This is a genomic window from Streptomyces sp. NPDC101191 (assembly GCF_044767915.1).
GTDB lineage: Bacteria > Actinomycetota > Actinomycetes > Streptomycetales > Streptomycetaceae > Streptomyces.
This window is the reverse complement of sequence record NZ_JBIWOU010000008.1, coordinates 349565-373513: the sequence shown is the minus strand read 5'-3', so window position 1 is coordinate 373513 and position 23949 is coordinate 349565. Positions and strand designations below refer to the sequence as shown.

Here is a 23949-nt window from a genome sequence, read left to right as displayed (position 1 = left end):
GGCCGCGGCAGGCCGCCTCACACGATCGCGCGGCCGTGCGCCCGCAGGGTCCGCAGCGCCTCGACGGTCACGATCGGGCGGTTCTCCAGGGCGGTGCCCGGCGCCCACTGGCGCCAGGTGACCGGCCAGCCGCCGTCCTCCTCCTGGATCGCCGTGAGGTGGTCCAGGGAGCGGCTCATCTCCTCGTCCGTGAACCAGCGGCGGGCCAGCGAGTCCGGCACGCGCGCGTAGTCGTACGGATAGTGGTGCTCGCCCGGCGCGTAGCCGTCGGCGACCGGACAGTCCTCCGGCCGGTCCGGGTCGAGCACGGCCAGCCGCTGCTCGCGCACGAGCCGTCCGAGCCGGTCGCTCGCCGCCTGGGCGCGGGCGCGGTCCGGCACCCCGTCGAGGAAGGCGACCGCGGCCTGGACCTCGTACGGATGCGACTTCTCCAGCGCGTCGACGGCCGCCCAGCAGAACTCGGTGGCCCGGAACAGCCAGGCGTGCCAGACCTGGTTGCGGTGCAGCAGGCCGACCACCGGCCCGGTGGTCAGGAGTTCGCTGGGCGGATCGTCCACGACGGGCACGAACGGCGCCGTCGGATAGCCGCGCTGCGAAGGGTGCACGGCCGGCAGGGCGCCGTCGTGGGTGGAGACCTCGGTCAGATAGCGGCAGATCCGCTCGACCCGCAGCCCGCCGCACCGGCCGATCGAGTCGAGCACCCGCAGGGCGTGCGCCGTGTGCAGCGGCTGGCTGACCGGCCCGCGCAGATCGGGTTCGAGGGCGTGGCCGTAGCCGCCGTCCTCGTTCAGGTACGCGGTGAGCGCGGCCTCGACGGGGTCCGCACCGCCACGCAGGAAGTGGTAGGCGAACCGGCGCTGTTCGAGCACGCGGGCGGTCAGCCAGACGAAGTGCTCGGCCCGTGCGAGGGGTGACGCGACAGGAGCGGGGTTCTCAGGAGGATTTCCGGCCATGTTCCGACGGTAGGCGCGAAAGCGCGTCTGACAAGGTCTACGGCCCGGGCTGCACTCCTGAGGGCGGGATACTGGGGTCATGCGGTTGACGATTTTCTGGGAACGGATGACGGACCACTTCGGTGCGTCCTACGCCGAGACCTTCGCCCGGGACCATGTGATGACGGAACTCGGCGGGCGCACGGTGCACGAGGCACTGGACGCCGGCTGGGAGGCCAAGGACGTCTGGCGGGCGGTCTGCACGGCCGTCGGCGTACCGGCCGAGAAACGATGATGTGAGGGGTCCGGCCAGGAATGTCCGCGCGGTGCGCGAGACTGGCGGGGTGGCCCCGATTGACGCGAACGACGAGACCGCCGACGAGAACGATGACGACGACCGCCGCGGCGCCCTGCCCGACGAGGGCGGGACGGCGACCCCGGGGCGGGCCCCCGTGCCGACCGGGCGCGACGAGGGGCCGGCCGCGACGCCCGGGGTGACGGGCGCCCGCAGGCCGGGCGCTCCCGATTCCCCGGAGACCGCGGAATCGGCCTCCTCCAAGGAAGCGGCTTCCAGAGAAGCGGCGGAATCCTCCTCCTCCAAGGAGGCGGCGAGGTCGGCCGCCCCCGCCGAGCCGGGCGCCCCGGGGGCGCGCATGCCGCGCTGGCTGCCCCGGGCCCTGGTGCTCGCCCTCGCGCTCTACGCCTGCTTCCAGCTCGGCAACTGGGCCTTCCACCAGCTCATCGGTCTGCTCGTCAACATCCTGCTCGCCTTCTTCCTGGCGCTCGCCATCGAACCGGCCGTGGGACGCATGGCGGCGCGCGGGATGCGCCGCGGCCTCGCCACCTTCATCGTCTTCTTCGGCGTCCTGATCGTCGGCGTCGGCTTCGTCGTGCTCCTTGGCTCGATGCTCGCGGGCCAGATCGTCGACATGGTCGAGAACTTCCCCAAGTACCTCGACTCCCTGATCAACTGGGCCAACCAGCACTTCCACACCGAGCTGTCCCGCGTCGAGGTCCAGGACAGCGTGCTGCGCTCCGGCTGGCTCCAGAAGTACGTGCAGAACAGCGCGGCCGGTGTCCTGGACGTCTCCGCGACGCTCCTCGGCGGCCTCTTCAAGCTCCTGACGATCTTCCTGTTCGCGTTCTACTTCGCCGCCGACGGGCCGCGGCTGCGCCGCGCGCTGTGCTCCGTCCTGCCGCCGGCCAAGCAGACCGAGGTGCTGCGCGCCTGGGAGATCGCCGTCGACAAGACCGGCGGCTATCTCTACTCGCGCGGCCTGATGGCGCTCATCTCCGGGGTGGCGCACTTCGTGCTCTTCGAGATCCTGGGCATCCCGTACGCGCCCGCCCTGGCCGTCTGGGTCGGTCTGGTCTCGCAGTTCATCCCGACGATCGGCACCTATCTGGCGGGCGCCCTGCCGATGCTGATCGCCTTCACGGTGGACCCCTGGTACGCACTGTGGGTGCTGGTCTTCGTCGTGGTCTACCAGCAGTTCGAGAACTACATGCTGCAGCCCAAACTGACCTCGAAGACGGTGGACATCCATCCGGCCGTGGCCTTCGGCTCGGTCATCGCGGGCACCGCGCTGCTCGGCGCGGTCGGCGCGCTGATCGCGATCCCGGCCGTCGCCACGCTCCAGGCCTTCCTCGGCGCCTACGTGAAGCGGTACGACGTGACCGACGATCCGCGCGTCCACGGCCACCGGCGCTACGGGGAGGCCGTCGTCGCCCGCCTCCAGAAGGCGCTGCACCACAAGAAGGAACAGGCGGAGAAGGGCCAGGGGAAGCAGGGCCGGGGTTAGGGCCTGCCGTACCGGCGCCCACGCTGGCGTTCCCGTCGGACCCGCCGGCCCGGCGTCGGCGCCGGCGTCCGCGCCGGACCCGCCGGCCGGCCCTGGCCGCAGGGCCGTTTCCCCGGCCCGGTGGGCAGCGACAGGGTCCAGGCCGCACCCCCCAGCAGGACCAGGAACGCCACGCCGGCGTCGCGCGCGCGGAGTGAGAGGGCCTGTCCGGAAGGACAGGCAGGTGGGGCCGCCGTCCGTGTCGTGGCACGGCGTGGTGCGCTTGACACGAAAATCGAACATCCATTCTCATGGGAGTTCAGGGCCTTGGTATCACGGGGTTTTCGCCGAGTTATCCACAGGTCGGGAGGGACGCCGGGGCCCATTGTCAGTGGCAGGGGTTAGCGTCTTTCACATGAAGCGATCGACTCAAGCAAACCGGGTGGAACCCATGGCAGGAACCGACCGCGAGAAGGCGCTCGACGCCGCGCTCGCACAGATTGAACGGCAATTCGGCAAGGGTGCCGTCATGCGCATGGGTGAGCGCTCGAGGGAGCCGATCGAGGTCATCCCGACCGGGTCGACCGCCCTCGACGTCGCCCTCGGCGTCGGCGGCCTGCCGCGTGGCCGTGTCGTCGAGATCTACGGCCCGGAGTCCTCGGGTAAGACGACCCTGACCCTGCACGCCGTGGCCAACGCGCAGAAGGCCGGCGGCCAGGTCGCCTTCGTGGACGCCGAGCACGCCCTCGACCCCGAGTACGCCCGCAAGCTGGGCGTCGACATCGACAACCTCATCCTGTCCCAGCCGGACAACGGTGAGCAGGCCCTCGAGATCGTCGACATGCTGGTCCGCTCCGGCGCCCTCGACCTCATCGTCATCGACTCCGTCGCCGCGCTCGTCCCGCGCGCGGAGATCGAGGGCGAGATGGGTGACTCGCACGTCGGTCTCCAGGCCCGTCTGATGAGCCAGGCGCTGCGGAAGATCACCAGCGCGCTCAACCAGTCCAAGACCACCGCGATCTTCATCAACCAGCTCCGCGAGAAGATCGGCGTGATGTTCGGTTCGCCGGAGACCACGACCGGTGGCCGCGCCCTGAAGTTCTACGCCTCGGTGCGCATCGACATCCGCCGCATCGAGACCCTGAAGGACGGCACGGAGGCGGTCGGTAACCGCACCCGCTGCAAGGTCGTCAAGAACAAGGTCGCGCCTCCGTTCAAGCAGGCCGAGTTCGACATCCTCTACGGCCAGGGCATCAGCCGTGAGGGCGGCCTGATCGACATGGGCGTGGAGCACGGCTTCGTCCGCAAGGCCGGCGCCTGGTACACGTACGAGGGCGACCAGCTCGGCCAGGGCAAGGAGAACGCCCGCAACTTCCTGAAGGACAACCCCGACCTCGCCAACGAGATCGAGAAGAAGATCAAGGAGAAGCTGGGCGTCGGCGTGCGGCCCGAGGAGCCCTCGGCCGAGCCGGGTGCGGACGCGGCGAGCGCCGCGGACACGGCGGCGGGCACGGACGAGGCCGGCAAGGCCGTCCCGGCTCCGGCCAAGGCCGCCAAGGCGACCAAGGCCACCGCGGCCAAGAGCTGAACCGGTGACCGGTCGCACCGAATGGCCGGACGACAGCCCCGACTCGTCGAGGGCCGAGAAGGAGCTGTCGTCCCAGGATCCGGCTGAGCGGGCGCGGGCGATCTGCCTGCGCCTGCTCACCGGGACCCCCCGGACCCGCAAGCAGCTCGCCGACGCCCTGCGCAAGCGGGAGGTCCCCGACGAGGTGGCCGACGAGGTGCTCTCCCGGTTCGAGGACGTCGGGCTCATCGACGACGCCGCCTTCGCCGGGGCCTGGGTCGAGTCCCGGCACCACGGCCGGGGCCTCGCCCGCCGGGCCCTCGCCCGCGAGCTGCGGACCAAGGGCGTCGACCCCACCGTGATCCAGGAGGCGGTCGAGCGGCTCGACTCGGACCAGGAGGAGGTCCGGGCCCGCGAGCTCGTCGACCGCAAGCTGCGGGCGACCCGCGGCCTGGAGCGCGACCGGCGGCTGCGCAGGCTGGCCGGCATGCTCGCCCGCAAGGGATACCCGGAGGGCATGGCCCTGCGGGTGGTCCGCCAGGCCCTGGAGGAGGAGGGCGAGGACACGGAGGGACTGGAGGAGCCCTTCTAGCCCGCTGTTCCCGCGTCCCTCCTGCTTCCTCTCACCCTCCCCGTCGCTTCCCTTCGCCTTCCCTCCCGTTTCCCCGAACGCCTCCCGTGCCGTCCGACCGGACGCCCTTTCGGCCACCCCGTCCGTCCTGCCTGTCCGACCTGCCCGTCCTTCCGGCGCGCCTGTCCCGCGCGCGCCCTCCCGGTCGGGCTTCCCGGCGGTCCAGCGCCGCTCCGGGTTCCCGGGCCCGTCTTCTAGGACGGCTCCTGGACCGGCTCCCGGTTCGCCGGGAGGAGCACTGGGAGGCCCGCCGCTCGCCAGGCCTGGAAGCCGCCGACGAGGTCCGTCGCGCGCCGTAGCCCCAGCTGATGCAGCGAGGCGGCCGCGAGGGAGGAGGCGTAACCCTCGTTGCAGAGCACCACGACCCGTAGGTCGTGGCTGTCCGCCTCGGGCACGCGATGGCTGCCGAGCGGGTCGAGCCGCCACTCCAGCTCGTTGCGCTCGACGATCAGGGCGCCCGGGATCAGGCCGTCCCGGTCGCGCAGCGCCGCGTAGCGGATGTCGACGAGCAGGACGTCACCCGCCTCGTAGGCCTCGTACGCGGAATGGGCGTCGATCCGTTCGAGGCCGGCCCGCACCCGCTCCAACAACACGTCGATCCCGACGCGTTCGCCGATGGGTTCGCGGCTCCGTCCGTCCGTGGCCGCGCCGGCGGTCCCGCGCAGGGGTGCGTCGCTCACTGCCAGTCCTCCGGGCGTTCGACCTGCTCGAGACGGAGCACCGCGCCCGTCCGGCTGAAGCGCCGGATCAGGGGGAGCGGCGGGTAGTACGCGTGCACCGAGACCGCGTGCTCGGCGTGCGACTCGTTCAGCACCTCGTGCACATGGTGGCGGCCGAAGGCGCGGCCCCGGCCGGCCGGGAGTTCCCGGCCGCGGTCGACGCCGTCGGCGAGCTCCAGGTTCTTCCAGCCGCCTGCCGGGAGCCGTACCGCGAGGGAGTGTTCCCGCAGGGAGCCGCGCGCGGTGGCGAAGGCGCCGAACGACTCGGCGTGGTCGTGCCAGCCGGTCCCGGTGCCCGGGGGCCAGCCGATGAGCCAGGCCTCGCTGCCGCCCGGCCCGTCGAGCCGTACCCACGTACGCCCCTCGGGATCGAGGGGGAGCGAGTCGATCAGCGCGGTGTCGGCGGCCTTACGCCGCACGAAGTCCAGCAGGTCGGCCTCCGTGGGAGCCGAGGAGGAGGCGGACGAGGGGGAAGCTGCGGGGGCGGGGGCGGGGGAGGGCGAGGGCCCGGAAGCGGGCGTGGCGGTGTGCTGTGTCTGAGGCACGTAGGACCGTCCTGAGGTTCGCGAAAGCGCGCGGGACCCGGAGGGGCGCGCGAAAGCCGTGAAGGGGGAGGCGAATTCAGCAGGACGGGCGACACACGCAGCCCGCGTAGCGGATCAGGTCCATATGGACCCTCCGCCACAGGCGCACATAGGTGTCGGTCACGCTCCGGAGTACACCATGGACGCCCGCGGCGGTCAATCGTCCGTCAGGAGGCGTCCACGGACGCGTCCACGGGTACGTCCGCGGTCGCTTCCCCGTCCCCGTCCTCGTCCTCGGCCGGTTCCCCGGCCGCCGGGTCGCCGCCGCGCACCGCGTCCGCCGCGGCGTGCAGTTCCTCCGGCCGCACCCCGGCGAACGCGGCGGCCAGATGCCCGTCCGGGCGCACCAGGAGCACGGCGTGCGCCGGGGCCCCGGGGTACGCCTCCGTCACCAGGAGCTCGGCCGGCGCGGGCAGCGCGTCCACGGCCTCGGCGAGCCGCGGCATCACACCGGCGCTCACCCAGTGGCGCCGGTCCCACACCCCGGTGCCGGGAGCGACCAGGAGCACCAGCTGCCGGCCCTGGCCGAGCCGGTCCCGCAGCCGCACGGTCGTGCCGTCGGGGGCCGTCACCCGGACGTCCTCGACCGGAGCCCCGTCAGGCGTGCCCACCGGGATCCGGCCCTCGGAGGGCTCCGGCGCCAGAGGGGAGTGCGGGTACGCGGGCAGCGCCCCGAGCGGGCCGCGCCCCAGGTGCCCGTCGGCGAGCAGGGCGTCGTGTCCCCGCCCGCCGCCGGACAGGTACGTACGGAGCCCGCCGCCGCCCCGCAGCAGCGGCAGCGCCTGGTCGGCGGCGCGCAGCAGGCCCGCGACGGCGGCCCGGCGCTCGCTCTGGTAGCTGTCGAGCAGGGTGGGCGAGGCGTCCCGGTGGTGCCAGGCGTGGGCCAGCTTCCAGGCCAGGTTCTCGACGTCCCGCAGCCCCTCGTCGAGCCCCTGGGTGCCGACCGCGCCCAGCAGGTGCGCCGCGTCCCCGGCGAGGAAGATCCGGTCCACCCGCCAGCGGCGGGCGAGCCGGTGGTGCACGGTGTGGACGCCGGTGTCGATCAGGTCGTACGGCGGGGTCGTGCCCTCGCACCAGCCGGCGAGCGTGTCGCGGATGCGGGTCACCAGCGCGTCGGGGGTGACGAGCTCGCCGCGCGGCGGCAGCAGCCAGTCGATCCGCCACACCCCGTCGGGCAGCGGCCGGGCCGCGATCTCGTCGCCGACGCCCCGCCAGGGCGGCTGACGATGCAACAGGGCCTCGCCCGCCCACGGGAGTTCGGTGCGCAGCGCGGCGACCGCGTAGCGCTCGACCGCCGTGCGCCCGGGGAAGCGGACGCCGAGCAGCTTGCGCACGGTCGAGCGGGCGCCGTCGCAGCCGACCAGATGGCTGCCGCGCCACCAGGTGCCGTCGGGGCCCCGGGTGTGCGCGCCGACCCCGTGCGCGTCCTGCTCGACGGTGTCGACCCGCGCGTCGGTGACGAGCGTGACGAGCTCCTCGCGCACGGCGGCGTCGCGCAGGCCGCGGGCCAGCGCGTGCTGAGGGATGTGCAGCGGGGCGGCCGGCATGTCGGCACCGCCCTCCGCGCCGGCCAGGCCCAGGTCGAGCGGGACGTGCCGCATCTGCTGCCGGCGGCGCATCGAGCGCCAGCCGACCCAGCGGACCCCCTCGTCACGGAGCGTGGCGCAGCCGAGCCGCTCCACCAGGGCGGCCATGTCGGCGCGCAGCACCACGGTGCGGGCGGGTCGGGGCTCCTCCTTGCCCGCCGTCTCGTCGAGGACGACGCAGGGCACGTCCTGGGCGGCCAGGGCGAGGGAGAGCGCGAGGCCGACCGGCCCCGCGCCCACGATGATCACCGGGTCCACGGCGCGGCTCCTGAAGGCGTGCGAGGCCGTACGGTCATGCGGGAAGCACAGCAGAGTGTGGCACGGGCCCGGAGCTTGATCACAGAACGTATGCAACCCACTGGGGCTGCGTGCGTCAAGTGACGGGGGCAGCGGCGTCGCCACTGCCCCCGGATGATGTCACATACCGTCAGTTCTATGCCGTACCGGGGCCGCCGGTGCCGCCACGCGTGCCGGCGTCCGCGGTCGCCACGACGGCCTGCGCCTCCGCGTCGGAGACCTTGATGCCGGTCTTCGCCCGCCGTCCGCGCTTCTCGATCCAGGTGGCCAGCGCGGAGAGCGCCAGACACAGCGCGATGTAGACGGCGCCGAAGACCACGATCACGGACACGTACGGGTACTGGCCGTTGACCAGCGTGTTGGAGGCGATCAGGCGGGCCGAGTAGAGCAGCTCGGGGTAGAGGATGACGAAGCCGAGCGAGGTGTCCTTCAGGGTGACCACGAGCTGGCTGATGATCGTCGGGAGCATGGCCCGGATCGCCTGCGGCAGCAGGACGCTGGTCATCACCTGGGTCTTGGTCATGCCGAGCGCGTAGGCGGCCTCACGCTGTCCGCGCGGCACCGAGTTGACGCCGGCGCGCAGCACCTCGGCCTGGACGCAGCCGTTGTAGACGGACAGGCCGACGGCCAGGGCCCACAGCGAGTAGTCCGTCAGGAAGGCGACCCACACCGCGTAGATCGTGATGAGCAGCGGCAGGGACCGGAAGACCTCGATGAAGCCCGTGGCCACCCAGCTGACGGCCTTGTGGTCGGAGAGCCGCGCGACGGCGAGCAGCACGCCGAGCACGAGGGAGCCGACCGCGGCGAGACCGAAGGCCTTCAGGGTGGCGAGCAGCGCGTCGGCGATGTTCTGCCGGATGCCCGCGTAGTTGAAGATGTCCCACATCTCGGGGGCGAGGTGCCCCTTGTCGCTCAGCCGCATGACGCTGATCACGAGCAGGGCGAGCAGGACGAGGCTGCCGACGACGGCGTAGATCCGGTTGCGGATGCGGGCCTTGGGGCCGGGGGCGTCGAAGAGAACGCTGGCGCTCATCGGGCGACCTCCATGTTGCGCTCAAGGAGACGGAAGAGTCCGCTGATGGCGAAGGTGATGACGAGGTAGGCCACGGCGACCCAGGCGAAGACCGGGCCGATCGCGTAGCCCTCCTCGCTCATCAGCGTCTGCCAGCCGAAGAGTTCGGTGACGCTGAAGGCGCCGGCGATGGCCGAGTTCTTGGTCAGGGCGATGAAGATCGAGCTGAGCGGCGGCAGCACGGTCCGGGTGGCCTGCGGCAGCACGATCAGGCGCAGCGTCTGCGAGAAGGTCAGGCCGAGCGAGCGGGCGGCCTCGGCCTGGCCCAGCGGCACCGTGCCGATGCCCGAGCGGACCGCCTCGCAGACGAACGAGGAGGTGTAGAAGCCGAGGGCGAGGGAGGCCAGCAGGAACGGGCTCATGCCCGGGAAGAGGATCTCCGGGACCACGAAGAAGAAGACCAGGAAGAGCAGCGTCAGCGGGGTGTTGCGCAGCAGCGTCACCCACGCGGTGCCGAAGAAGCGCAGCGGGGGGACGGGGGAGACCCGGAAGCCGGCGACGACGATGCCGAGGACCAGCGCGATGGCCGAACTGACGGCGGTGATCTCCACGGTTCCTATGAATCCGTTGCGGAACTCCGCGAAATGGTCGAGCAGTACGTTCATGAGGACTCCGCGTCGGCAGTCAGCGGCGGGCTTGCGGGCAGCAGGTGTACGGGCTGAGGGGCGGACGCCCCGCGGCACCGGAGCCGGCGTCCGGGGAGGACGTGTACGTGGCTACGGGGCTGCGGGGCGTCCGCGCGTGGGGGGCGGCCGTCAGTAGCGGACGATCGCCGGCGGCTCGGTGTAGGCCGAGCCCGAGAGGCCGAGGGTGGCCTCGTAGATCTTCTTGTAGGTGCCGTCGTCCTCGTGCGCCTTGAGGACGTCGTTCACCTTGTCGCGGAGGGCCTTGTCCTCCTTGTTCATGCCGATGCCGTACGGCTCCTTGGTGAACGGCTTGCCGATGACCTTGAGCTTGCCGGCGTTGGCGGCCGCGTAGCCCTTGAGGATCGAGTCGTCGGTGGTGACGGCGTCGACCTGCTTCGTGAGCAGCTGCTGGACGCAGTCGGAGTACTTGCCGAGCTCGACGGTCTCCGCGCCGTACTGCGGCTTCTTGATCTCCTGGAGGGGGGTCGAGCCCGTGATCGAGCAGACCTTCTTGCCCTTCAGGCCCTCCGGGCCGGTGATCCCGGTCTCGTCCTTGCGCACCAGGAGGTCGGCGCCGGCCTGGTAGTACGGGCCCGCGAAGCCGACCTGCGCCTTGCGCTTGTCGTTGATCGTGTAGGTGCCGACGTAGTAGTCGACCTGGCCCGTGGAGATGGCGGTCTCGCGGAGCTTGGAGTCGACCGTCTTCCACTCGATCTGGTCCTCGGAGAAGCCCAGGTCGGCGGCGATCATCTTGGCGATCTCGATGTCGAAGCCGGAGCGCTTCTTCGTGGCCTGGTCCTCGAAGCCGAGGTAGGGCTGGTCGGCCTTGGAGCCGATGATGAGCTTGCCGCGCTCCTTGGCCTTCTTGAAGGTCGGCGACGCGGCCAGGTCGACACCGGTCGCGACCTTGTACGTGGGGAGCTGCGGGGCGCCGGAGTCGCCGGGCTTGGTGGCGGGCTTGTCACCGGCCGAGCCCTCCTTGCCGCCACAGGCGGTCGCGGTGAGTGCGAGGACGGCAACGGCCACGGCCGCGGTCTTGCGGAGCTTCATCGTGAACATCCCTAAGGGTCGAGGGTAGTTGATCGTCAGTGTGCAGCACGTCGCGTGCAGTGACTAAGGAGTTCCGGGCGCGTGGCGTCGGTGCCGGGTCCGCGCCGGCGCGCGACCCCGTGGTGCGGGGGGTCCGCGTGCGCGGGATCCCCTTGGTGCGGACTCAGTGGTGCAGGATCTTCGAGAGGAAGTCCTTGGCGCGGTCGCTGCGGGGGTTGCTGAAGAACTCGTCGGGGGCGGCCTGTTCGACGATGCGGCCGTCGGCCATGAAGACCACGCGGTTGGCGGCCGAGCGGGCGAAGCCCATCTCGTGGGTGACCACGACCATCGTCATGCCGTCCCGGGCCAGCTGCTGCATGACCTCCAGGACCTCGTTGATCATCTCCGGGTCGAGCGCCGAGGTCGGCTCGTCGAAGAGGATGACCTTCGGGTCCATGGCCAGCGCGCGGGCGATGGCCACGCGCTGCTGCTGGCCGCCGGAGAGCTGCGCCGGGTACTTGTCGGCCTGGGTGCCGACGCCGACCCGGTCGAGCAGTGCGCGGGCCTTGGTCTCCGCCGCCTTCTTCTCCGTCCTGCGGACCTTGACCTGGCCCAGCATCACGTTCTCCAGCACCGTCTTGTGCGCGAAGAGGTTGAAGGACTGGAAGACCATGCCGACGTCCGACCGCAGGCGGGCCAGCTCCCGGCCCTCCTGGGGCAGCGGCTTCCCGTCGATCGTGATGCTGCCGGAGTCGACGGTCTCCAGGCGGTTGATGGTGCGGCACAGCGTGGACTTGCCGGACCCGGACGGGCCGATGACCACCACGACCTCGCCCCGACGGATCGTCAGGTCGATGTCCTGGAGCACGTGCAGCGCGCCGAAGTGCTTGTTCACGTCGGACAGCACGACCAGGTCGTCCGTGGCCGGCACCGCGTCCTGCGAACCCTTGGTCACTGACACTCCGCTCATCGGCTTCTCACTCCGTCCTGCTCGGTTGGGGAGGACACTAGAGACCGGGTGTGCGGAGCGTCATCACATCTGAGCGAAGTTTGAGGATAACGATCCGGTCGCAACCGGACACACTGCGTGAACGGGATGGCCGGTGCCGTACCGGGTGGATAACAGAAGCGCGGGCTTCACCGGGGCGGACTTGACTGTGACCGTGACCATCGGCGTTCATGCCCTGGTACACAGAACGTCATCACGCGCCTCGCGCCGCACGGAGAGATCACGGAGGAGGGCCATGAGACTGCTGCTCGTCGAGGACGACGACCACGTCGCCGCCGCGCTCTCCGCGGTCCTCGCCCGGCACGGCTTCGCCGTCACCCACGCCCGCAACGGCGAGGAGGCGCTCCAGGCCGTGCTTCCCGCCGCGCACGGCGAGCGCCCCTCGTACGGGGTGATCCTGCTCGACCTCGGGCTGCCCGACCAGGACGGCTACCAGGTCTGCGGACGCATCCGGAAGCTCACCACCACCCCCGTGATCATGGTGACCGCGCGCGCCGACGTGCGTTCCCGGATCCACGGCCTCAATCTCGGCGCCGACGACTACGTCGTCAAGCCCTACGACACCGGTGAGCTGCTCGCCCGCATCCACGCCGTCAGCCGGCGCAGCGGTGCCGAGGAGCAGGCCGGAGCCGCCGAGGACAGCACGCTGCAGCTCGGCTCGGTCACCATCGAGCTGCCCACCCGCCGGGTCAGCGTCGACGGCGACGCCGTCCCCCTCACCCGCAAGGAGTTCGACCTGCTCGCGCTGCTCGCCCAGCGACCCGGTGTGGTGTTCCGCCGCGAGCAGATCATCAGCGAGGTCTGGCGCACCAACTGGGAGGGCACCGGTCGTACGCTCGAGGTCCATGTGGCCTCCCTGCGCTCGAAGTTGCGCATGCCCACCCTGATCGAGACCGTGCGGGGCGTCGGCTACCGCCTGGTCGCGCCCACCGCGTAACCAAGGGGCCGGCCCGCTCGTGCGCACCCGACTCCTTCCGCTCCTCATCGTCCTGATGGCCGGCGTCCTGCTGGCCCTCGGCTTTCCGCTGGCCGCCAGCACCGCCGCCTCCGAGCAGCAGCGGGTGGTCGTCGACCGGCTCGACGACGCGGCCCGGTTCGCCGCGCTCGCCCAGTTCGTCAGCGAGCGGAACATCGGCCCCGACGAACGCCGCTCCACCCTCAGCGGCGAGCTCGCCAGCTATCACGACGTCTACGGCATCCGCGCGGGCATCTTCTACCGCGACAACCGTTCCATGGCCGCCGCCCCCGAGGACTGGGTCGTCCCGTACGAGGGGGAGGGCCGGCGCGCGTTCAACGAGGCCCTGCTCGGCCGCCGCAGCCACGACCCGCCGCAGGTCTGGCCCTGGCAGGGGAACGCCCGGCTCACCATCGCCTCCCCGGTCGTCCGGGACGGCGACGTCGTCGCCGTCGTGGTCACCGACTCGCCCACCGGACAGCTGCGCTCGCGCATCCTGCGCGACTGGCTGCTGATCTTCGCCGGCGAGGCCGCCGCCATGCTTCTCGCCGTCGGCGCCGCCTTCCGGCTCACCGGCTGGGTCCTGCGCCCCGTCCGGGTCCTCGACGCCGTCACCCACGACATCGCCACCGGCCGGATGAAGTCCCGCGTCGCGGCCGCCGGCGGACCGCCGGAACTGCGCAACCTGGCCCGCTCCTTCAACGAGATGGCCGACCACGTCGAGGACGTCCTCGAACAGCAGCGGGCCTTCGTCGCCGACGCCTCCCACCAGCTGCGCAATCCGCTGGCGGCGCTCCTGCTGCGCATCGAGCTGCTCGCCCTGGAGCTGCCCGAGGGCAACGAGGAGATCGCCTCCGTCCGCACCGAGGGCAAGCGGCTCGCCCGGGTCCTCGACGACCTGCTCGACCTGGCGCTCGCCGAGCACACCGCCGCCGAGCTCCGGCTCACCGACATCGGCGCGCTCACCGCCGAGCGGGTCGCCTCCTGGCGCCCGGTCGCCGACGACAAGGGCGTCGGGATCGTCGCCGAGACCGCCGCCCTCACCGCCTGGGCGGACCCGGTGGCGCTCTCCAGCGCGCTGGACGCCGTGATCGACAACGCCCTGAAGTTCACCCCCGCGGGGGAGGAGGTCGGCGTCGCGGTCCGGCTCTCACCCGGTGGCGCGACCGTCGAGATCGAGGTCGCCGACCACGGCCCCGGGCTCACCGACGAGGAGCTGGAGCGGATCGGCGACCGCTTCTGGCGCTCCGGCCGGCACCAGAACGTCAACGGCTCGGGCCTCGGCCTCTCCATCTCCCGCGTGCTGCTCACGGCGGGCGGCGGCACCATCGCGTACGCCCACCACCAGCCGCACGGCCTGAAGGTGACCGTCCGCGTGCCGCGCGACGACCCGTGGGCGGGCGGCGACGGGGACCCGGGCGGCCCGGGTCAGGGCTTCACGGAGCGGTAGTAGCGCCGGGCGCCCTCGTGCAGCGGGAGCGGGTCCGTGTAGACCGCGGTCCGCAGGTCCACCAGCTGCGCCGGGTGGACCTGGTTGCCGATGCGGTCGCGGCTGCCGATGACCGTGCGCGTGAAGCCCTCGACCAGGTCGGGATCGGCCCGGTCCGTGGTGACCAGGATGTTCGCCACCGCCAGGGTGTCCACGGGATTGCCGTCCTGGGCGAGGCTGTACGCGTCCGCCGGGATGGTCGCCGAGCGGTAGTAGCGGGTGGACTCGCCCACGTCGTGCAGGCTCTCCACCAGGGCGTCGTCCAGCGGCACCAGCCGGACGGGCAGTCGCTCGGACAGCTTCTGGACGGCCTCGGTGGGCAGGCCGCCCGACCAGAAGAAGGCGTCCAGCTTCCGCCGCTCCAGGAGCCCCGGCATCGTGTCGATGCCGGCCGGCACCGGGACGATGTCGACGTCCGGGGTGAGCCCGGCCGCCGCGACGACCCGGTCGGCGATCAGGCGCACGCCCGACCCCGACTGTCCGACGCCGACCCGCAGACCGCGCAGATCGGCCACCGACTGCACATTCGAGCCCTTGGGGACCACCAGCTGGATGTAGTCGTCGTAGAGCCGGGCGCAGCCGCGCAGGCGGTCGAAGCCGGGCTTGCGGTCCCGCTGGTACTGGGCCACGGCGTCCGCCGTCGCCACCGTGAAGTCGGCCTCGCCGGAGGCGAGCCGGGCGAGGTTCTGCTGGGACCCCTCGCTGTTCTTCAGCGTTATCGAGACGTCCGGAAGGTCTTTGGCGAGGGCCTGCTGGAGCAGCTCGCCGTATTTCTGGTAGACGCCCGTCGGCACGCCGGTGCTGAAGGCGATGTGCCCGCTCGGCGTCTTCGTACCGAAAGGAACCAGCCACCAGGTCAGCGCACCGACCAGCACCAGCAGGGCCGCCGAGACCTGGAAGAGGCGGCGGCGGGCGGTGCGGGACAGGGCGGCAGGCATGGCGCGATCCTGCCAGCTCGGTCCCGCTCCTGGCCAGGGCGGACGTCACGCCCCGGCCAGGACGGTGCTCCGGCGTCGGGCTACTCGTCAGTAGGCGAAGCCGGACTTCCCGGTGGTGGTGGCGGAGACATGGGTGACCGCGCTGCCCGGCGGGAGCGCGGTCGTCGTCGCCGTACCGGTCGTTCCGGTCGTGGTGCCGTCGCCGAGCTGGGCGGCCGCGTTGGCGCCCCAGGCGATCACCGAGCCGTCGTCGAGCGCGGCCAGGGTGAAGTCGAGACCGCCCGCGATGTCCTGGACGCCCTTCAGGTGGTCGAGGACGACCGGGGTCGTGCGGTTGGCGGCCGTGCCGTCCCCGAGCTGCCGCTCGGTGTTCCTGCCCCAGGCGGCCACGCTGCCGTCGTCGAGGACGGCGAAGCCGGTCGCGTTGGTGGCGAAGATCTTGGCCACGGCGTCGAGGTAGGCGACGTCGACCGGCTTGTTGCTGTCGGCGGTGGCGTCGTTGCCGAGCTGGCCGTCGCCGCCCTTGCCCCAGGCCTTGACCGTGCCGTCGGCCGTCAGCGCCAGCACGTACTCGCAGCCCACCGCGATCGACTCCACGTCGGCGAGGTCCGGCACCTTCTGCGGGGTCTCGCGGGTGGTGTTGTTGCCGGTGCCGAGCCGTCCGTTGTCGCCCTTGCCCCAGGTCCAGACGGTGCCGTCCTGCCGCAGCGCGACGCTGAAGTCGCAGCCCGCGCCGACGTCCTTCACCTTGTCCAGGCTCTGTACGGGGATCGGGTTCTTGTACGGGTTGGTGGTGTCCTGGCCGGTGCCCAGCTGCTTGGAGGCGTTGCTGCCCCAGGCCAGGATGCGGCCGCCCTTGACGGCGAGGACGTGGTTGAGGCCCGCCGAGATCGCGCTGACCCCGGAGAGCCCGGCCACGGTGCCGGGGAAGTTCTGGGCGGTGGTGGTGCCGTTGCCGAGCTGGCCGGTGGTGTTGGCGCCCCAGGACTTCACGGTGCCGTCCTTGAGGAGGGCCACGGCGAAGGCGTTGGCGGCGGCAGCGGCGCCGCCCCCGCCGCCGGACAGCCGGCGCACGTCGTCACGGGCGATGCCGGTGACGGCGGACGGGGTCTGCTGGCCGAGCACGGAGCCGTTGCCGAGCTGGCCCTGTCCGTTCTCGCCCCAGGCGCGGGCCCAGGGGTCGGTGCCGGCGGCGGTCGCGGGCAGGGCGGTGGTGCTCAGGGCCGCCAGGGACAGGGCGGCGAGCAGGGTGAGGCGCAGGGGTGGGGTCATCTGCGTGCCTTTCGATGTGAGGTGGGAAGTGGGGGACCGACCGGGACGGGTCAGTAGGCGAAGCCGGACTTCCAGGCGATGGCGGTGGCGAGCCGCGTGGTGCCGCTGCCCGGGGGCAGGGTGAGGACCGGGGAAAGGGAGGCGGCGGCGGTGCCGTCGCCGAGCTGGCCCAGATCGTTCTCGCCCCAGGCGACGACCGACTGGTCGTCGAGGAGGGCGACGGTGAAGCCGTAGCCGCCGACGAGCGAGGTGACCCCGCTCAGTCCGGTCACGGGGACCGGAGTGGTCCGGCTGACCGCGGTCCCGTCGCCGAGCTGGCCGCTCTTGTTCCAGCCCCAGGCGCGGACGCTGCCGTCGTCCAGGAGCGCGTGGTTGTGGTACGGCGCGGCGAAGATCCTCGTGACGCCGTCGAGGTGCGCGACGTCGACCGGGAGAGGGCTCGCCTGGGTGCTGTCGTTGCCGAGCTCCCCGTTGCCGTTGCGGCCCCAGGCCTTGACCGTGTGGTCCGCCGTCAGGGCGAGGACGTGCCGGCAGCCGGCCGAGACGGCGACGACGTCCGCCAGGCCGGGCACCCGCCGCGGGGTGCTCCGGTCGGTCGTGGAGCCGTCGCCGAGCTGGCCCTCGTGGTTGCGGCCCCAGGTCCACACCGTTCCGTCGTCGCGCAGGGCGACGCCGAACTGGCAGCCGGCCGCGATCTCCTTGACCTTGTTCAGGCTCTGCACGGGAACCGGGCGGGTGACCGGAGCGGCGGCGTCGGGGGCTCCGTCGCCGAGCTGGCCGTTGGCGTCCCTGCCCCAGGACAGCACCCGTCCGCCCCGCAGGGCCAGGGCGAAGTCGAGGCCCGCGGCGATGTCGGTCACCCCGGACAGGCCGGCGACCGCACCCGGGAAGCCCCGGTTCACTGTGGTGCCGTCGCCGAGCTGGCCGTTGACGTTGCCGCCCCAGGACTGGACGGTGCCGTCGTTCAGCAGCGCGAGGGCGAACACCTGGTCGGCCGTCCAGCCGCCGCTCGTCAGCTCGCGCACGTCCTCACGGGCGAGGCCCTTCACCGGGGCGGGTGTGTACTGGTCGATCGTGGAGCCGTTGCCGAGCTGGCCCGCGTTGTTCTCGCCCCAGGCCCGCACCCAGGGGTCGCCCGGTCCGGCGTGCGCCGGCGCGCCGAGGGGGAGGGCGGTGGCGAGGACCGTGACCACGGCAGCGGCGGCGCGTACGAGGGGGCGGTACGTCATGACGTACGCACCCCGCTCAGTACGCGTACGTCGAGTTGCCGCCCAGCGAGACCGCGACGTCCTTCACCTTCGAGCCCTCGTTGAGGATCTTCACCGACTCGAAGCGGGAGACGGTCGTGCCGTTGCCGAGCTGGCCCTCGCTGTTGTGGCCCCAGGCGAAGACCTCGTCCGCCGTCACCGCGACGCCGTGGCGCGCGCCCGCCGCCAGGTGCTGGACGCCCTCCAGGCGCGGGATCTCGACGGGGGCGGTGCGGTTGGTGCGCGAGACGTTGTCGCCGAAGGCCTCGTCGCCTTCCAGGAGCTGCCCGTACTGGTTGTTCCCCCAGCCCCAGACGTGGCTGTCACTGGTCTTGACGTAGTTGTGGAAGGCGCCGGCCTCGATCTCCGAGACGCCCTCCAGCCAGTCGACGTCGACCGGGACCGTGGACGACTTGGTGCTGGAATTGCCCAGCTGGCCGTAGAGGTTGTAGCCCCAGGACCTGACGGTGTCGTCGGCGGTCAGTGCGAGGGCGTGGTAGCAGCCCGCGTCGATGGACACGATGTTCTCCAGGCCCTGGACCTGCCGGGGCACGGAGCTGGTGGCCCGGCTGCCGTTGCCGAGCTGCCCGTGGATGCCGCGGCCCCACGCGTACACCTTGCCGTTCTCCAGGAGCGCGAGGCTGAAGTCGCAGCCGGCCGAGATCTGCTTGACCTTCGGCATGCCCTGCACCCGGTCGGGGACCGTGCGGCTGTCGCCGGTGCGGTTGTTGCCCAGCTGGCCGTAGGAGTTGTCGCCCCAGGAGTAGACCTGGCCGCCGGTGTCGAGCGCGAGGGCGTGCTTGCCGCCCGCCGCGATGTCCTTGATGTTGGTCAGCCGCGGCACGGTCGTCGGCACGGTCTGGTTGTCGTTGCCACCGTTGCCCAGCTGGCCCGAGGAGTTGTGGCCCCAGGACTTCACGGTCTTGTCGGTACGGGCGAGGGTGAACGAGTCCGCCGACGAGGTGCCGCCGGCCGACATCTGGTCGACGTCGCCGCGGAACAGGCTGGTGACCGAGGTGGGCGAGAGGCTGTCGGCGAGGGTGCCGTTGCCGAGCTGGCCGGTGCGGCCGGCGCCCCAGCTGAGCACGGTCGGGTTGCCCTCGTTGGCGGTGGCGGTGGGGGCCAGCACCGGGACGGCGGCGAGCGCGGTGACGAGCGTCAGGCCGCGCAGGGCGCGCCAGGGACCGCGCCGTGAGCGCGACGGTCGGGACGGTCGGGACATGGGTCTGCTCTCCTTCGTGGGGGACGTACGGGGGAGCTGACGGCCCGCGGGCATGGCACGCCCGGGGCCGGTCGGACGGCCGGGACGGGCCGTCGGACACAGCAGCAGCCTCGCCGACGGTGATCATGGGCGCGAGCCGGGAGCGTTGAAACACCCGTATGTCGGACGCCCGTTCGGGGAGCGGTCCGGGGAGGGGTTTTCACCGGATCGTGCGCAGTGCGCCGGGTCCCCTGCGCCCCCGTGGCAGGGCCGCCGATCGGCGGCGGACCGGCAGGGTGAGAGGCCCGGCGGGGACGGTGCCGGGGTCGTCTCCGTACGGCCCGGTAGCCATCCGGACGGGTTCCCGCAGGGGCACCCGCACGGCCCCCGGGGACGGCCCTCCGACGGGCCGTCCGGCGGACCGCGGATGCGCTCCGCCGATGTGGTGAGCGGGGTGCGGGGCGGGCGCCGCGCCGTGTGTCCTGCCCTGGCGCCGCGACCCGTCCGGTTAGCGTCGGCATGCGTCTTGGCGATCTTGTCGGCGGTCCCTGCCGCGATCCCTGCGCTCTTCCCGCGTCTGTCAATTCACCTATGTCCCCAGGGAGTTGTCATGCCCATCCTCCGTTCCCGGGCGTCCGTCCGGCGGGTGCTCGGCGCCGCCGTGCTCGCCTCCGCGCTCCTTCTGTCAGGGGCGCCGCTCGCCTCCGCCGCCGAATGCGCGCCCGACGACCAGGTCTGCAAGGACAACGAGGCCAACGCCGCCGAGGCCAAGGAGATCGACGCCCAGCAGGCGAAGACCAAGGAGTCGGCCGACAAGGCCGGCAAGGACATCGAAAAGGTCGGCAAGCAGCTGGAGGAGTGCAAGCCCGGCTCGGACAGCTGCATGGACAAGCTGGCCAAGGGCAACGGCGAGAAGGAAGGCCTCACGGGCATGACGGCCACGATCAACGGCTTCCAGCCCGACCCCAAGGACAACGCCCAGAGTGCCGTCACCAGCACCTGCGCGGACTTCCCCGCCCTGCTGCCCGAGGGATCCACGGATCCCGGACAGACCCAGTTCCCCGTCTCCGACCTCTGCAAGCTGCTCGGCTCCTGACCCGGGCTCCGGTCGGCAGCGCACCCCGGCCGGCCGCCCCCCCACACCCACGCACCCTCGTCCCGAAGGGATGTCCCCCATGCCCCCGCGCCGTCCCGCGCTCTTCCTCCTCCCCGCCCTGGCCCTCGGCCTCGCCGTGCCGCTCGCCCCGCCGGCCGGCGCCGACGAGGCACCCGGCGAGCCGCCCGCCCCGCGCGCCAGCACCTCCGCAGGACGCCCGGCGAAGGTCGCCGACGTCCTGAAGGAGTGCGACAGCAAGCCCGAGTCCTGTCGCTTCGTCATCGATCCCAAGAACGGCCGCGAGTTCACCACCGCCGTGAAGTCCCTCGGCAACGCGGTCGTCAACTGCACGGTCAGCGACATGAGCGTCGACCGCGCCGTGGCGCTGCGCACGTCCAGCACCGACAACATCGGCGGCGAGATCTCCGGCAAGATCACCGCCGAGGGCACCGTCACCGCCTCCGGCGAGGTCACCACCAACCTCACCAACGACATCACCAGCGAGCACAAGACGCCCAACCTCAAGGACGGTCCGACCTCGACGAACGGCACCAAGACCAGCGTCGCCGCCGGCGGCAAGGTCGCCGGTTCGATGAGCGCCAAACTCGCCTTCGAGGCCGCCTTCAAGGCCACGTACTCCAAGTCGTGGACCGTCGAGAACACCGAGACCACGACGTACCGGACCACCGTGAAGCCCTACGACATGCTGGTGTTCGGGGCGAGCGCGGCCATGCGACGCGTCGTCGGCTCGCTCGTCACGAGCAGCGGCGCCCAGGTCTCCGGGATCGCCGTGGACAGCCCCTCCATGGTCAACTCCAGCACCTTCGTCGCCCAGACCTACGCCGTCCCGGACCAGCTGTGCGGGCGCAAGCGGCCGCCGCAGAACACCGCGTCCGACGGCGACAACAACACGCCGAAGCTCCGCACCCTCCCCGCCCGGGAGGCCCTCGTCCCCGGCGCGGCGCCCAAGCACGTCGACGTCCTGCGCCCCGCGGGTTCCTGAGCCGGATCCGCTGGGCGTCCCGCGGGTTCCCGAGCCGGATCCGCACCGGCGTCCCGCGGGTTCCTGAGCCGGATCCGCAGGGTGTCCCGCGGGTTCCTGAGCCGGATCCGCAGGGTGTCCCGCGGGTTCCTGAGCCGGATCCGCAGGGCGTCCCGCGGGTCCCCGAGCCGCATCCGCTCCGCGTCCCGCGGGTCCCCCGGAGCCGTCGGCAGTCCCCGGCACGCCGGCTCCGGGCCGCACCCAAGCCCTCCCCGTCCCGCCCCTGGCACGCACCACCACCCCACGAGGAGTCCGTCCCCATGTCTCCCTCTTCGCCGCTCCGTACGCTCGCCGCCGCGGGCCTCCTGCTCCCGGCCGCCGCCCTCGGCGGCTGGACCGCGGACGCCGCCGAGGCCCCCGCCCGGGCCGCCGCCCCGCAGACCGTCCCCGTCCTCAACGGCGACTTCGCCGACCCCGTCATGAAGGGCGACGGCCCCACCACCGTCGGCCTCGACTTCTGGGACGGCCAGAACCAGCGTTACTCGCCCACCGCCTCCGGCCGGACCGACAACGCCCACGGCGTCGCCCTCCAGAAGGACGGCAACACGCTCAGGCAACGCCTGCGCGGCGTGCGCAACGGCGCCCAGGTGACCATCAGTTACGAGGACAGCCCGGCCGTCTCCAAGGAGTGCACCGGCGAACAGGTCGCCGACGGGCAGCCGTACACCGTCGAGGCCTCCGGCGGCCCCGTCCAGGCCGTCACCACCGCCGGCGACCCCGACCGGGTCAAGGGGACGCCGGGAAAGGGGCGTTGGACCAAGCGCAGCTACGTCTTCACAGCGGCCGAGAACGAACCGCTGCTCACCTTCACCTCCAAGGTCACCGACACCAAAACCCATGTGACCTGCACGCCGATGATCGCCCGCATCCGGGCCGTCGAGACGCCGCCCGCGGTCGACAAGACCGTCGACAAGACCGCCCTCGGCACGGCGGAGGCGTACAAGGGCAACGAGCGCGAGAAGACCCTCCACAACGCGGCCGCCGCCTGCAACGGGGAGAACGCCTGCGTCTTCCGGCCCGTCCCCGGCATGTCCTTCCGCTACTACGACCGGTCCCGGGTCGTGGGCGAGGCCTTCGTCAACTGCACCCGCAACACCCTCGAACACACCAGGGTCGTCGCCTTCTCCGAGCGGAGCTACGACAGCATCTCCCAGACCTACGCCGCCGCCCAGCTGCCCCTCAACGACGTGGCCAAACTGCCCACGTCGGGCGACCGCGCCGAGGACGAGAAGCGGATCAAGGAGCGGCCGATGTCCGGGCAGTTCTCCCTCGCGTACGAGCAGGGCTGGCAGCGCGCCTGGCAGTGGTTCGGCAGCGACCAGCGCAACGTCGTGGAACGCATCCAGCCGGGCGAGGTCAGCTGGGTGGAGCTCCAGCCGAGCCGCGAGCGCGTCGAGGGCTGGTTCCTCGGCAAGAAGGACGACTACCGGCTGCACGCCGTGATCGACGGACCCTCGCGGGCGGTGCCGGACCGGCTGCTCCAGCGCACCGGCCCCATGTCGGAGGCGGAGAAGCAGCGGTGTGCCGCCGACCGGCCGATGACCACCACTCCGGTCGGCGCCACGGGGCCCGCGTACTCCTCCGACAAGGGCGTCCGGAGCGTCCCCGTGCCCGTCGCGCAGGGCGTCCGGGGATTCCGCACCGTCCCGCTCGGCTGATCACAGCGAGCCGAACCGCTCCCCGGCAGGCGGCGTCAGGGACGCCGCCTGCTCCCGCAGCCAGCCGAGGAGGGTGGCGGTCCGCCCGTCGTGCTCCGGCGGGCGCGGGCTGAGCAGGCCGTAGCCCGTACCGTCCGCGACGAACCCGTACGGCGCCGCCAACTGGCCCCGCACGAGGTCGTCGTGGACCAGCGCGTACGGCCCGACGGCGACGCCCACGCCGGCGACGGCCGCCTGGAGCGCGAGATAGAAGTGCTCGAAGGTCTGGTCCGGGGGCGCGACCGGGGCGTGGTTCGGGGCCGCGACCGGGGCCGCTGCCGGGGTCTGGTCCGCGACCGGGGCCTGCTCCGGGTTCTGGTCCGGGGCCGCGACGGGGGCGTGGTTTCGGGCAGGGTTGGGGGCCTGGTTCGGGGCCGGGTTCGGGGCCTGGGAGGGTGTCGAGGCCCGGGCCGCGGCCCCTTCCGAGGTCGTGGCCCGGTCCGTGACCCGGGCGTGCCCGGTCAGGCGGCGCCAGTCGTCCCAGGCGGTCGGCCGGGTGCTGGTGTGCAGCAGCGGCACGGGTTCCCCGTCAAGGAGACGGGTCGCGAGCCCGGGACGGCAGACCGGGCCGATCCACTCCTCGAACAGCGGCACCCGGCTGACTCCCTCGGGCACGGGGAAGTCGTCCCGGCGCAGCGCCACGTCCACCGTGTCGCGGGCGAACGCGACGGGGCCTCCGCCCGCCGACAGGTGCACGGTCAGTCCGGGGTGCCGGGCCGCGAGGTCCGGAAGGCGCGGGATGAGCCAGCGCATCAGGAGCGTGGGCTCGCAGGACAGGGCGAGCGGACCGGCGCCCCGGTCCCGCCCGGAGACCTCCCGGGCGGCCGACTCGATCAGGTCGAGCGCGTCCCGTACGGCCGCGGCGAGGCGGCGGGCCTGCGGCGTGGGCCGCAGCGAGCGCGCGCCCCGCTCGAACAGGGGCGTTCCGAGGGCCTTCTCCAGGTTCTGCACCTGGCGGCTGACCGCACCGTGCGTGACGTGGAGCTCCTGGGCGGCCCGGGTCATGCTCGCGTGCCTGACGGTCGCCTCGAAGGGCAGCAGGGTGTTCAGCGGGGGCAGGTCCGGCCGGGTCATGTGTGAAATCCCGTCACAGGTGGGGTGAGAAGGAATCGCTTGTCCTGCGGGTTCGCGGCGAGACAGGGTTGATCTCGTCACGGAACCACGATCTACCACGATCCG

At 72.3% G+C, this 23949-nt stretch carries 23 protein-coding genes; 9 read left to right on the top strand and 14 right to left on the bottom strand.

What is annotated here, in order from left to right:
* Positions 1–17 precede the first annotated feature (17 nt).
* The gene (locus tag ACIRQF_RS29945; RefSeq protein WP_376628508.1) at positions 18–953 is read right to left on the bottom strand and encodes a hypothetical protein; all 936 of its coding nucleotides are present in this window, start codon (positions 951–953) and stop codon (positions 18–20) included.
* Between the two features lie 79 nt (positions 954–1032).
* On the opposite strand from ACIRQF_RS29945, the gene ACIRQF_RS29940 reads away from it, so the two are divergent.
* The 4 genes from ACIRQF_RS29940 to recX all read left to right on the top strand — a co-directional run bounded on the left by ACIRQF_RS29940 (position 1033) and on the right by recX (position 4872).
* The gene (locus ACIRQF_RS29940) at positions 1033–1227 is read left to right on the top strand and encodes a DUF3046 domain-containing protein (RefSeq protein ID WP_376628510.1); all 195 of its coding nucleotides are present in this window, start codon (positions 1033–1035) and stop codon (positions 1225–1227) included.
* Between the two features lie 49 nt (positions 1228–1276).
* On the top strand, positions 1277–2734 hold the full coding sequence (locus ACIRQF_RS29935; RefSeq protein ID WP_404096633.1) for an AI-2E family transporter: 1458 nt from the start codon (positions 1277–1279) through the stop codon (positions 2732–2734).
* Between the two features lie 430 nt (positions 2735–3164).
* The gene (gene recA, locus ACIRQF_RS29930) at positions 3165–4301 is read left to right on the top strand and encodes a recombinase RecA (RefSeq protein WP_404096630.1); all 1137 of its coding nucleotides are present in this window, start codon (positions 3165–3167) and stop codon (positions 4299–4301) included.
* A complete protein-coding gene (gene recX / locus ACIRQF_RS29925; protein WP_376628515.1) occupies positions 4186–4872 on the top strand; it encodes a recombination regulator RecX in 687 nt (228 codons plus the stop codon). Before recA ends, recX begins: the two co-directional genes overlap by 116 nt.
* 233 nt (positions 4873–5105) lie before the next feature.
* Here the strand turns inward: recX and ACIRQF_RS29920 are convergent, their stop codons facing one another.
* From ACIRQF_RS29920 to ACIRQF_RS29885, 8 genes are all read right to left on the bottom strand, one after another.
* Positions 5106–5576: a rhodanese-like domain-containing protein gene (locus tag ACIRQF_RS29920; protein ID WP_404096672.1), complete on the bottom strand. Its 471-nt coding sequence runs from the start codon at positions 5574–5576 to the stop codon at positions 5106–5108.
* Between the two features lie 11 nt (positions 5577–5587).
* Positions 5588–6175 (bottom strand): cysteine dioxygenase, encoded by a 588-nt coding sequence (locus ACIRQF_RS29915; protein ID WP_404096628.1) that lies wholly within the window; start codon positions 6173–6175, stop codon positions 5588–5590.
* 76 nt (positions 6176–6251) lie between these two features.
* Positions 6252–6323: a putative leader peptide gene (locus ACIRQF_RS29910; RefSeq protein WP_322747027.1), complete on the bottom strand. Its 72-nt coding sequence runs from the start codon at positions 6321–6323 to the stop codon at positions 6252–6254.
* Between the two features lie 58 nt (positions 6324–6381).
* Complete coding sequence (locus tag ACIRQF_RS29905; RefSeq protein WP_404096626.1) at positions 6382–8058, bottom strand: FAD-dependent monooxygenase; 1677 nt, start codon at positions 8056–8058, stop codon at positions 6382–6384.
* A gap of 175 nt (positions 8059–8233) precedes the next feature.
* Positions 8234–9130, bottom strand: a complete 897-nt coding sequence (locus ACIRQF_RS29900) for an amino acid ABC transporter permease (protein WP_376628521.1) — start codon at positions 9128–9130, stop codon at positions 8234–8236.
* Positions 9127–9774 (bottom strand): amino acid ABC transporter permease, encoded by a 648-nt coding sequence (locus ACIRQF_RS29895; protein WP_376628523.1) that lies wholly within the window; start codon positions 9772–9774, stop codon positions 9127–9129. Before ACIRQF_RS29895 ends, ACIRQF_RS29900 begins: the two co-directional genes overlap by 4 nt.
* Positions 9775–9924: 150 nt before the next feature.
* Positions 9925–10845 (bottom strand): glutamate ABC transporter substrate-binding protein, encoded by a 921-nt coding sequence (locus ACIRQF_RS29890; protein WP_404096622.1) that lies wholly within the window; start codon positions 10843–10845, stop codon positions 9925–9927.
* A 163-nt stretch (positions 10846–11008) separates the two neighbouring features.
* A complete protein-coding gene (locus tag ACIRQF_RS29885; protein ID WP_376628526.1) occupies positions 11009–11794 on the bottom strand; it encodes an amino acid ABC transporter ATP-binding protein in 786 nt (261 codons plus the stop codon).
* Positions 11795–12068: 274 nt separating this feature from the next.
* Here ACIRQF_RS29885 and ACIRQF_RS29880 point away from each other — a divergent pair, with 274 nt between their 5' ends.
* Both ACIRQF_RS29880 and ACIRQF_RS29875 read left to right on the top strand, forming a co-directional pair.
* A complete protein-coding gene (locus ACIRQF_RS29880; protein ID WP_376628528.1) occupies positions 12069–12770 on the top strand; it encodes a response regulator transcription factor in 702 nt (233 codons plus the stop codon).
* Between the two features lie 19 nt (positions 12771–12789).
* Positions 12790–14238: an ATP-binding protein gene (locus ACIRQF_RS29875; RefSeq protein WP_376628530.1), complete on the top strand. Its 1449-nt coding sequence runs from the start codon at positions 12790–12792 to the stop codon at positions 14236–14238.
* Here ACIRQF_RS29875 and ACIRQF_RS29870 read toward each other — a convergent pair.
* From ACIRQF_RS29870 to ACIRQF_RS29855, 4 genes are all read right to left on the bottom strand, one after another.
* The gene (locus ACIRQF_RS29870) at positions 14217–15215 is read right to left on the bottom strand and encodes a TAXI family TRAP transporter solute-binding subunit (protein ID WP_404096619.1); all 999 of its coding nucleotides are present in this window, start codon (positions 15213–15215) and stop codon (positions 14217–14219) included. The two genes, ACIRQF_RS29875 and ACIRQF_RS29870, sit on opposite strands and share 22 nt — an antisense overlap.
* 87 nt (positions 15216–15302) lie before the next feature.
* The gene (locus ACIRQF_RS29865) at positions 15303–16487 is read right to left on the bottom strand and encodes an RCC1 domain-containing protein (protein WP_404096616.1); all 1185 of its coding nucleotides are present in this window, start codon (positions 16485–16487) and stop codon (positions 15303–15305) included.
* A 50-nt stretch (positions 16488–16537) separates the two neighbouring features.
* Complete coding sequence (locus ACIRQF_RS29860) at positions 16538–17716, bottom strand: RCC1 domain-containing protein (protein ID WP_404096614.1); 1179 nt, start codon at positions 17714–17716, stop codon at positions 16538–16540.
* Positions 17717–17732: 16 nt separating this feature from the next.
* Entirely contained in the window at positions 17733–18956 is a 1224-nt protein-coding gene (locus tag ACIRQF_RS29855; RefSeq protein ID WP_404096611.1) for an RCC1-like domain-containing protein, read from the bottom strand.
* Positions 18957–19545: 589 nt separating this feature from the next.
* Between ACIRQF_RS29855 and ACIRQF_RS29850 the strand changes: the two genes are divergently transcribed.
* The 3 genes from ACIRQF_RS29850 (at position 19546) to ACIRQF_RS29840 (ending at position 22731) form a co-directional block, all read left to right on the top strand.
* A complete protein-coding gene (locus ACIRQF_RS29850) occupies positions 19546–20031 on the top strand; it encodes a hypothetical protein (RefSeq protein WP_404096609.1) in 486 nt (161 codons plus the stop codon).
* A gap of 79 nt (positions 20032–20110) precedes the next feature.
* Positions 20111–21034, top strand: coding sequence for a hypothetical protein (locus tag ACIRQF_RS29845; protein ID WP_404096606.1), 924 nt, complete (start codon positions 20111–20113; stop codon positions 21032–21034).
* Positions 21035–21333: 299 nt separating this feature from the next.
* Positions 21334–22731, top strand: a complete 1398-nt coding sequence (locus ACIRQF_RS29840; RefSeq protein WP_382484852.1) for a hypothetical protein — start codon at positions 21334–21336, stop codon at positions 22729–22731.
* Here ACIRQF_RS29840 and ACIRQF_RS29835 read toward each other — a convergent pair whose 3' ends face one another.
* Entirely contained in the window at positions 22732–23844 is a 1113-nt protein-coding gene (locus tag ACIRQF_RS29835) for a LysR family transcriptional regulator (RefSeq protein ID WP_404096603.1), read from the bottom strand.
* Between the last annotated feature and the right edge of the window lie 105 nt (positions 23845–23949).

Excerpts from the sequence above, each read along its gene's own strand:
- ACIRQF_RS29940 (WP_376628510.1), top strand. The coding sequence starts at position 1,033 with ATGCGGTTGACGATTTTCTGGGAACGGATGACGGACCACTTCGGTGCG.
- ACIRQF_RS29835 (WP_404096603.1), bottom strand. The coding sequence starts at position 23,844 with ATGACCCGGCCGGACCTGCCCCCGCTGAACACCCTGCTGCCCTTCGAG.
- ACIRQF_RS29845 (WP_404096606.1), top strand. The coding sequence starts at position 20,111 with ATGCCCCCGCGCCGTCCCGCGCTCTTCCTCCTCCCCGCCCTGGCCCTC.
- recA (WP_404096630.1), top strand. The coding sequence starts at position 3,165 with ATGGCAGGAACCGACCGCGAGAAGGCGCTCGACGCCGCGCTCGCACAG.
- ACIRQF_RS29945 (WP_376628508.1), bottom strand. The coding sequence starts at position 953 with ATGGCCGGAAATCCTCCTGAGAACCCCGCTCCTGTCGCGTCACCCCTC.
- ACIRQF_RS29850 (WP_404096609.1), top strand. The coding sequence starts at position 19,546 with ATGCCCATCCTCCGTTCCCGGGCGTCCGTCCGGCGGGTGCTCGGCGCC.
- ACIRQF_RS29900 (WP_376628521.1), bottom strand. The coding sequence starts at position 9,130 with ATGAGCGCCAGCGTTCTCTTCGACGCCCCCGGCCCCAAGGCCCGCATC.
- ACIRQF_RS29870 (WP_404096619.1), bottom strand. The coding sequence starts at position 15,215 with ATGCCTGCCGCCCTGTCCCGCACCGCCCGCCGCCGCCTCTTCCAGGTC.
- ACIRQF_RS29895 (WP_376628523.1), bottom strand. The coding sequence starts at position 9,774 with ATGAACGTACTGCTCGACCATTTCGCGGAGTTCCGCAACGGATTCATA.
- ACIRQF_RS29890 (WP_404096622.1), bottom strand. The coding sequence starts at position 10,845 with ATGAAGCTCCGCAAGACCGCGGCCGTGGCCGTTGCCGTCCTCGCACTC.
- ACIRQF_RS29860 (WP_404096614.1), bottom strand. The coding sequence starts at position 17,716 with ATGACGTACCGCCCCCTCGTACGCGCCGCCGCTGCCGTGGTCACGGTC.
- ACIRQF_RS29885 (WP_376628526.1), bottom strand. The coding sequence starts at position 11,794 with ATGAGCGGAGTGTCAGTGACCAAGGGTTCGCAGGACGCGGTGCCGGCC.
- ACIRQF_RS29865 (WP_404096616.1), bottom strand. The coding sequence starts at position 16,487 with ATGACCCCACCCCTGCGCCTCACCCTGCTCGCCGCCCTGTCCCTGGCG.
- ACIRQF_RS29880 (WP_376628528.1), top strand. The coding sequence starts at position 12,069 with ATGAGACTGCTGCTCGTCGAGGACGACGACCACGTCGCCGCCGCGCTC.
- ACIRQF_RS29855 (WP_404096611.1), bottom strand. The coding sequence starts at position 18,956 with ATGTCCCGACCGTCCCGACCGTCGCGCTCACGGCGCGGTCCCTGGCGC.
- ACIRQF_RS29840 (WP_382484852.1), top strand. The coding sequence starts at position 21,334 with ATGTCTCCCTCTTCGCCGCTCCGTACGCTCGCCGCCGCGGGCCTCCTG.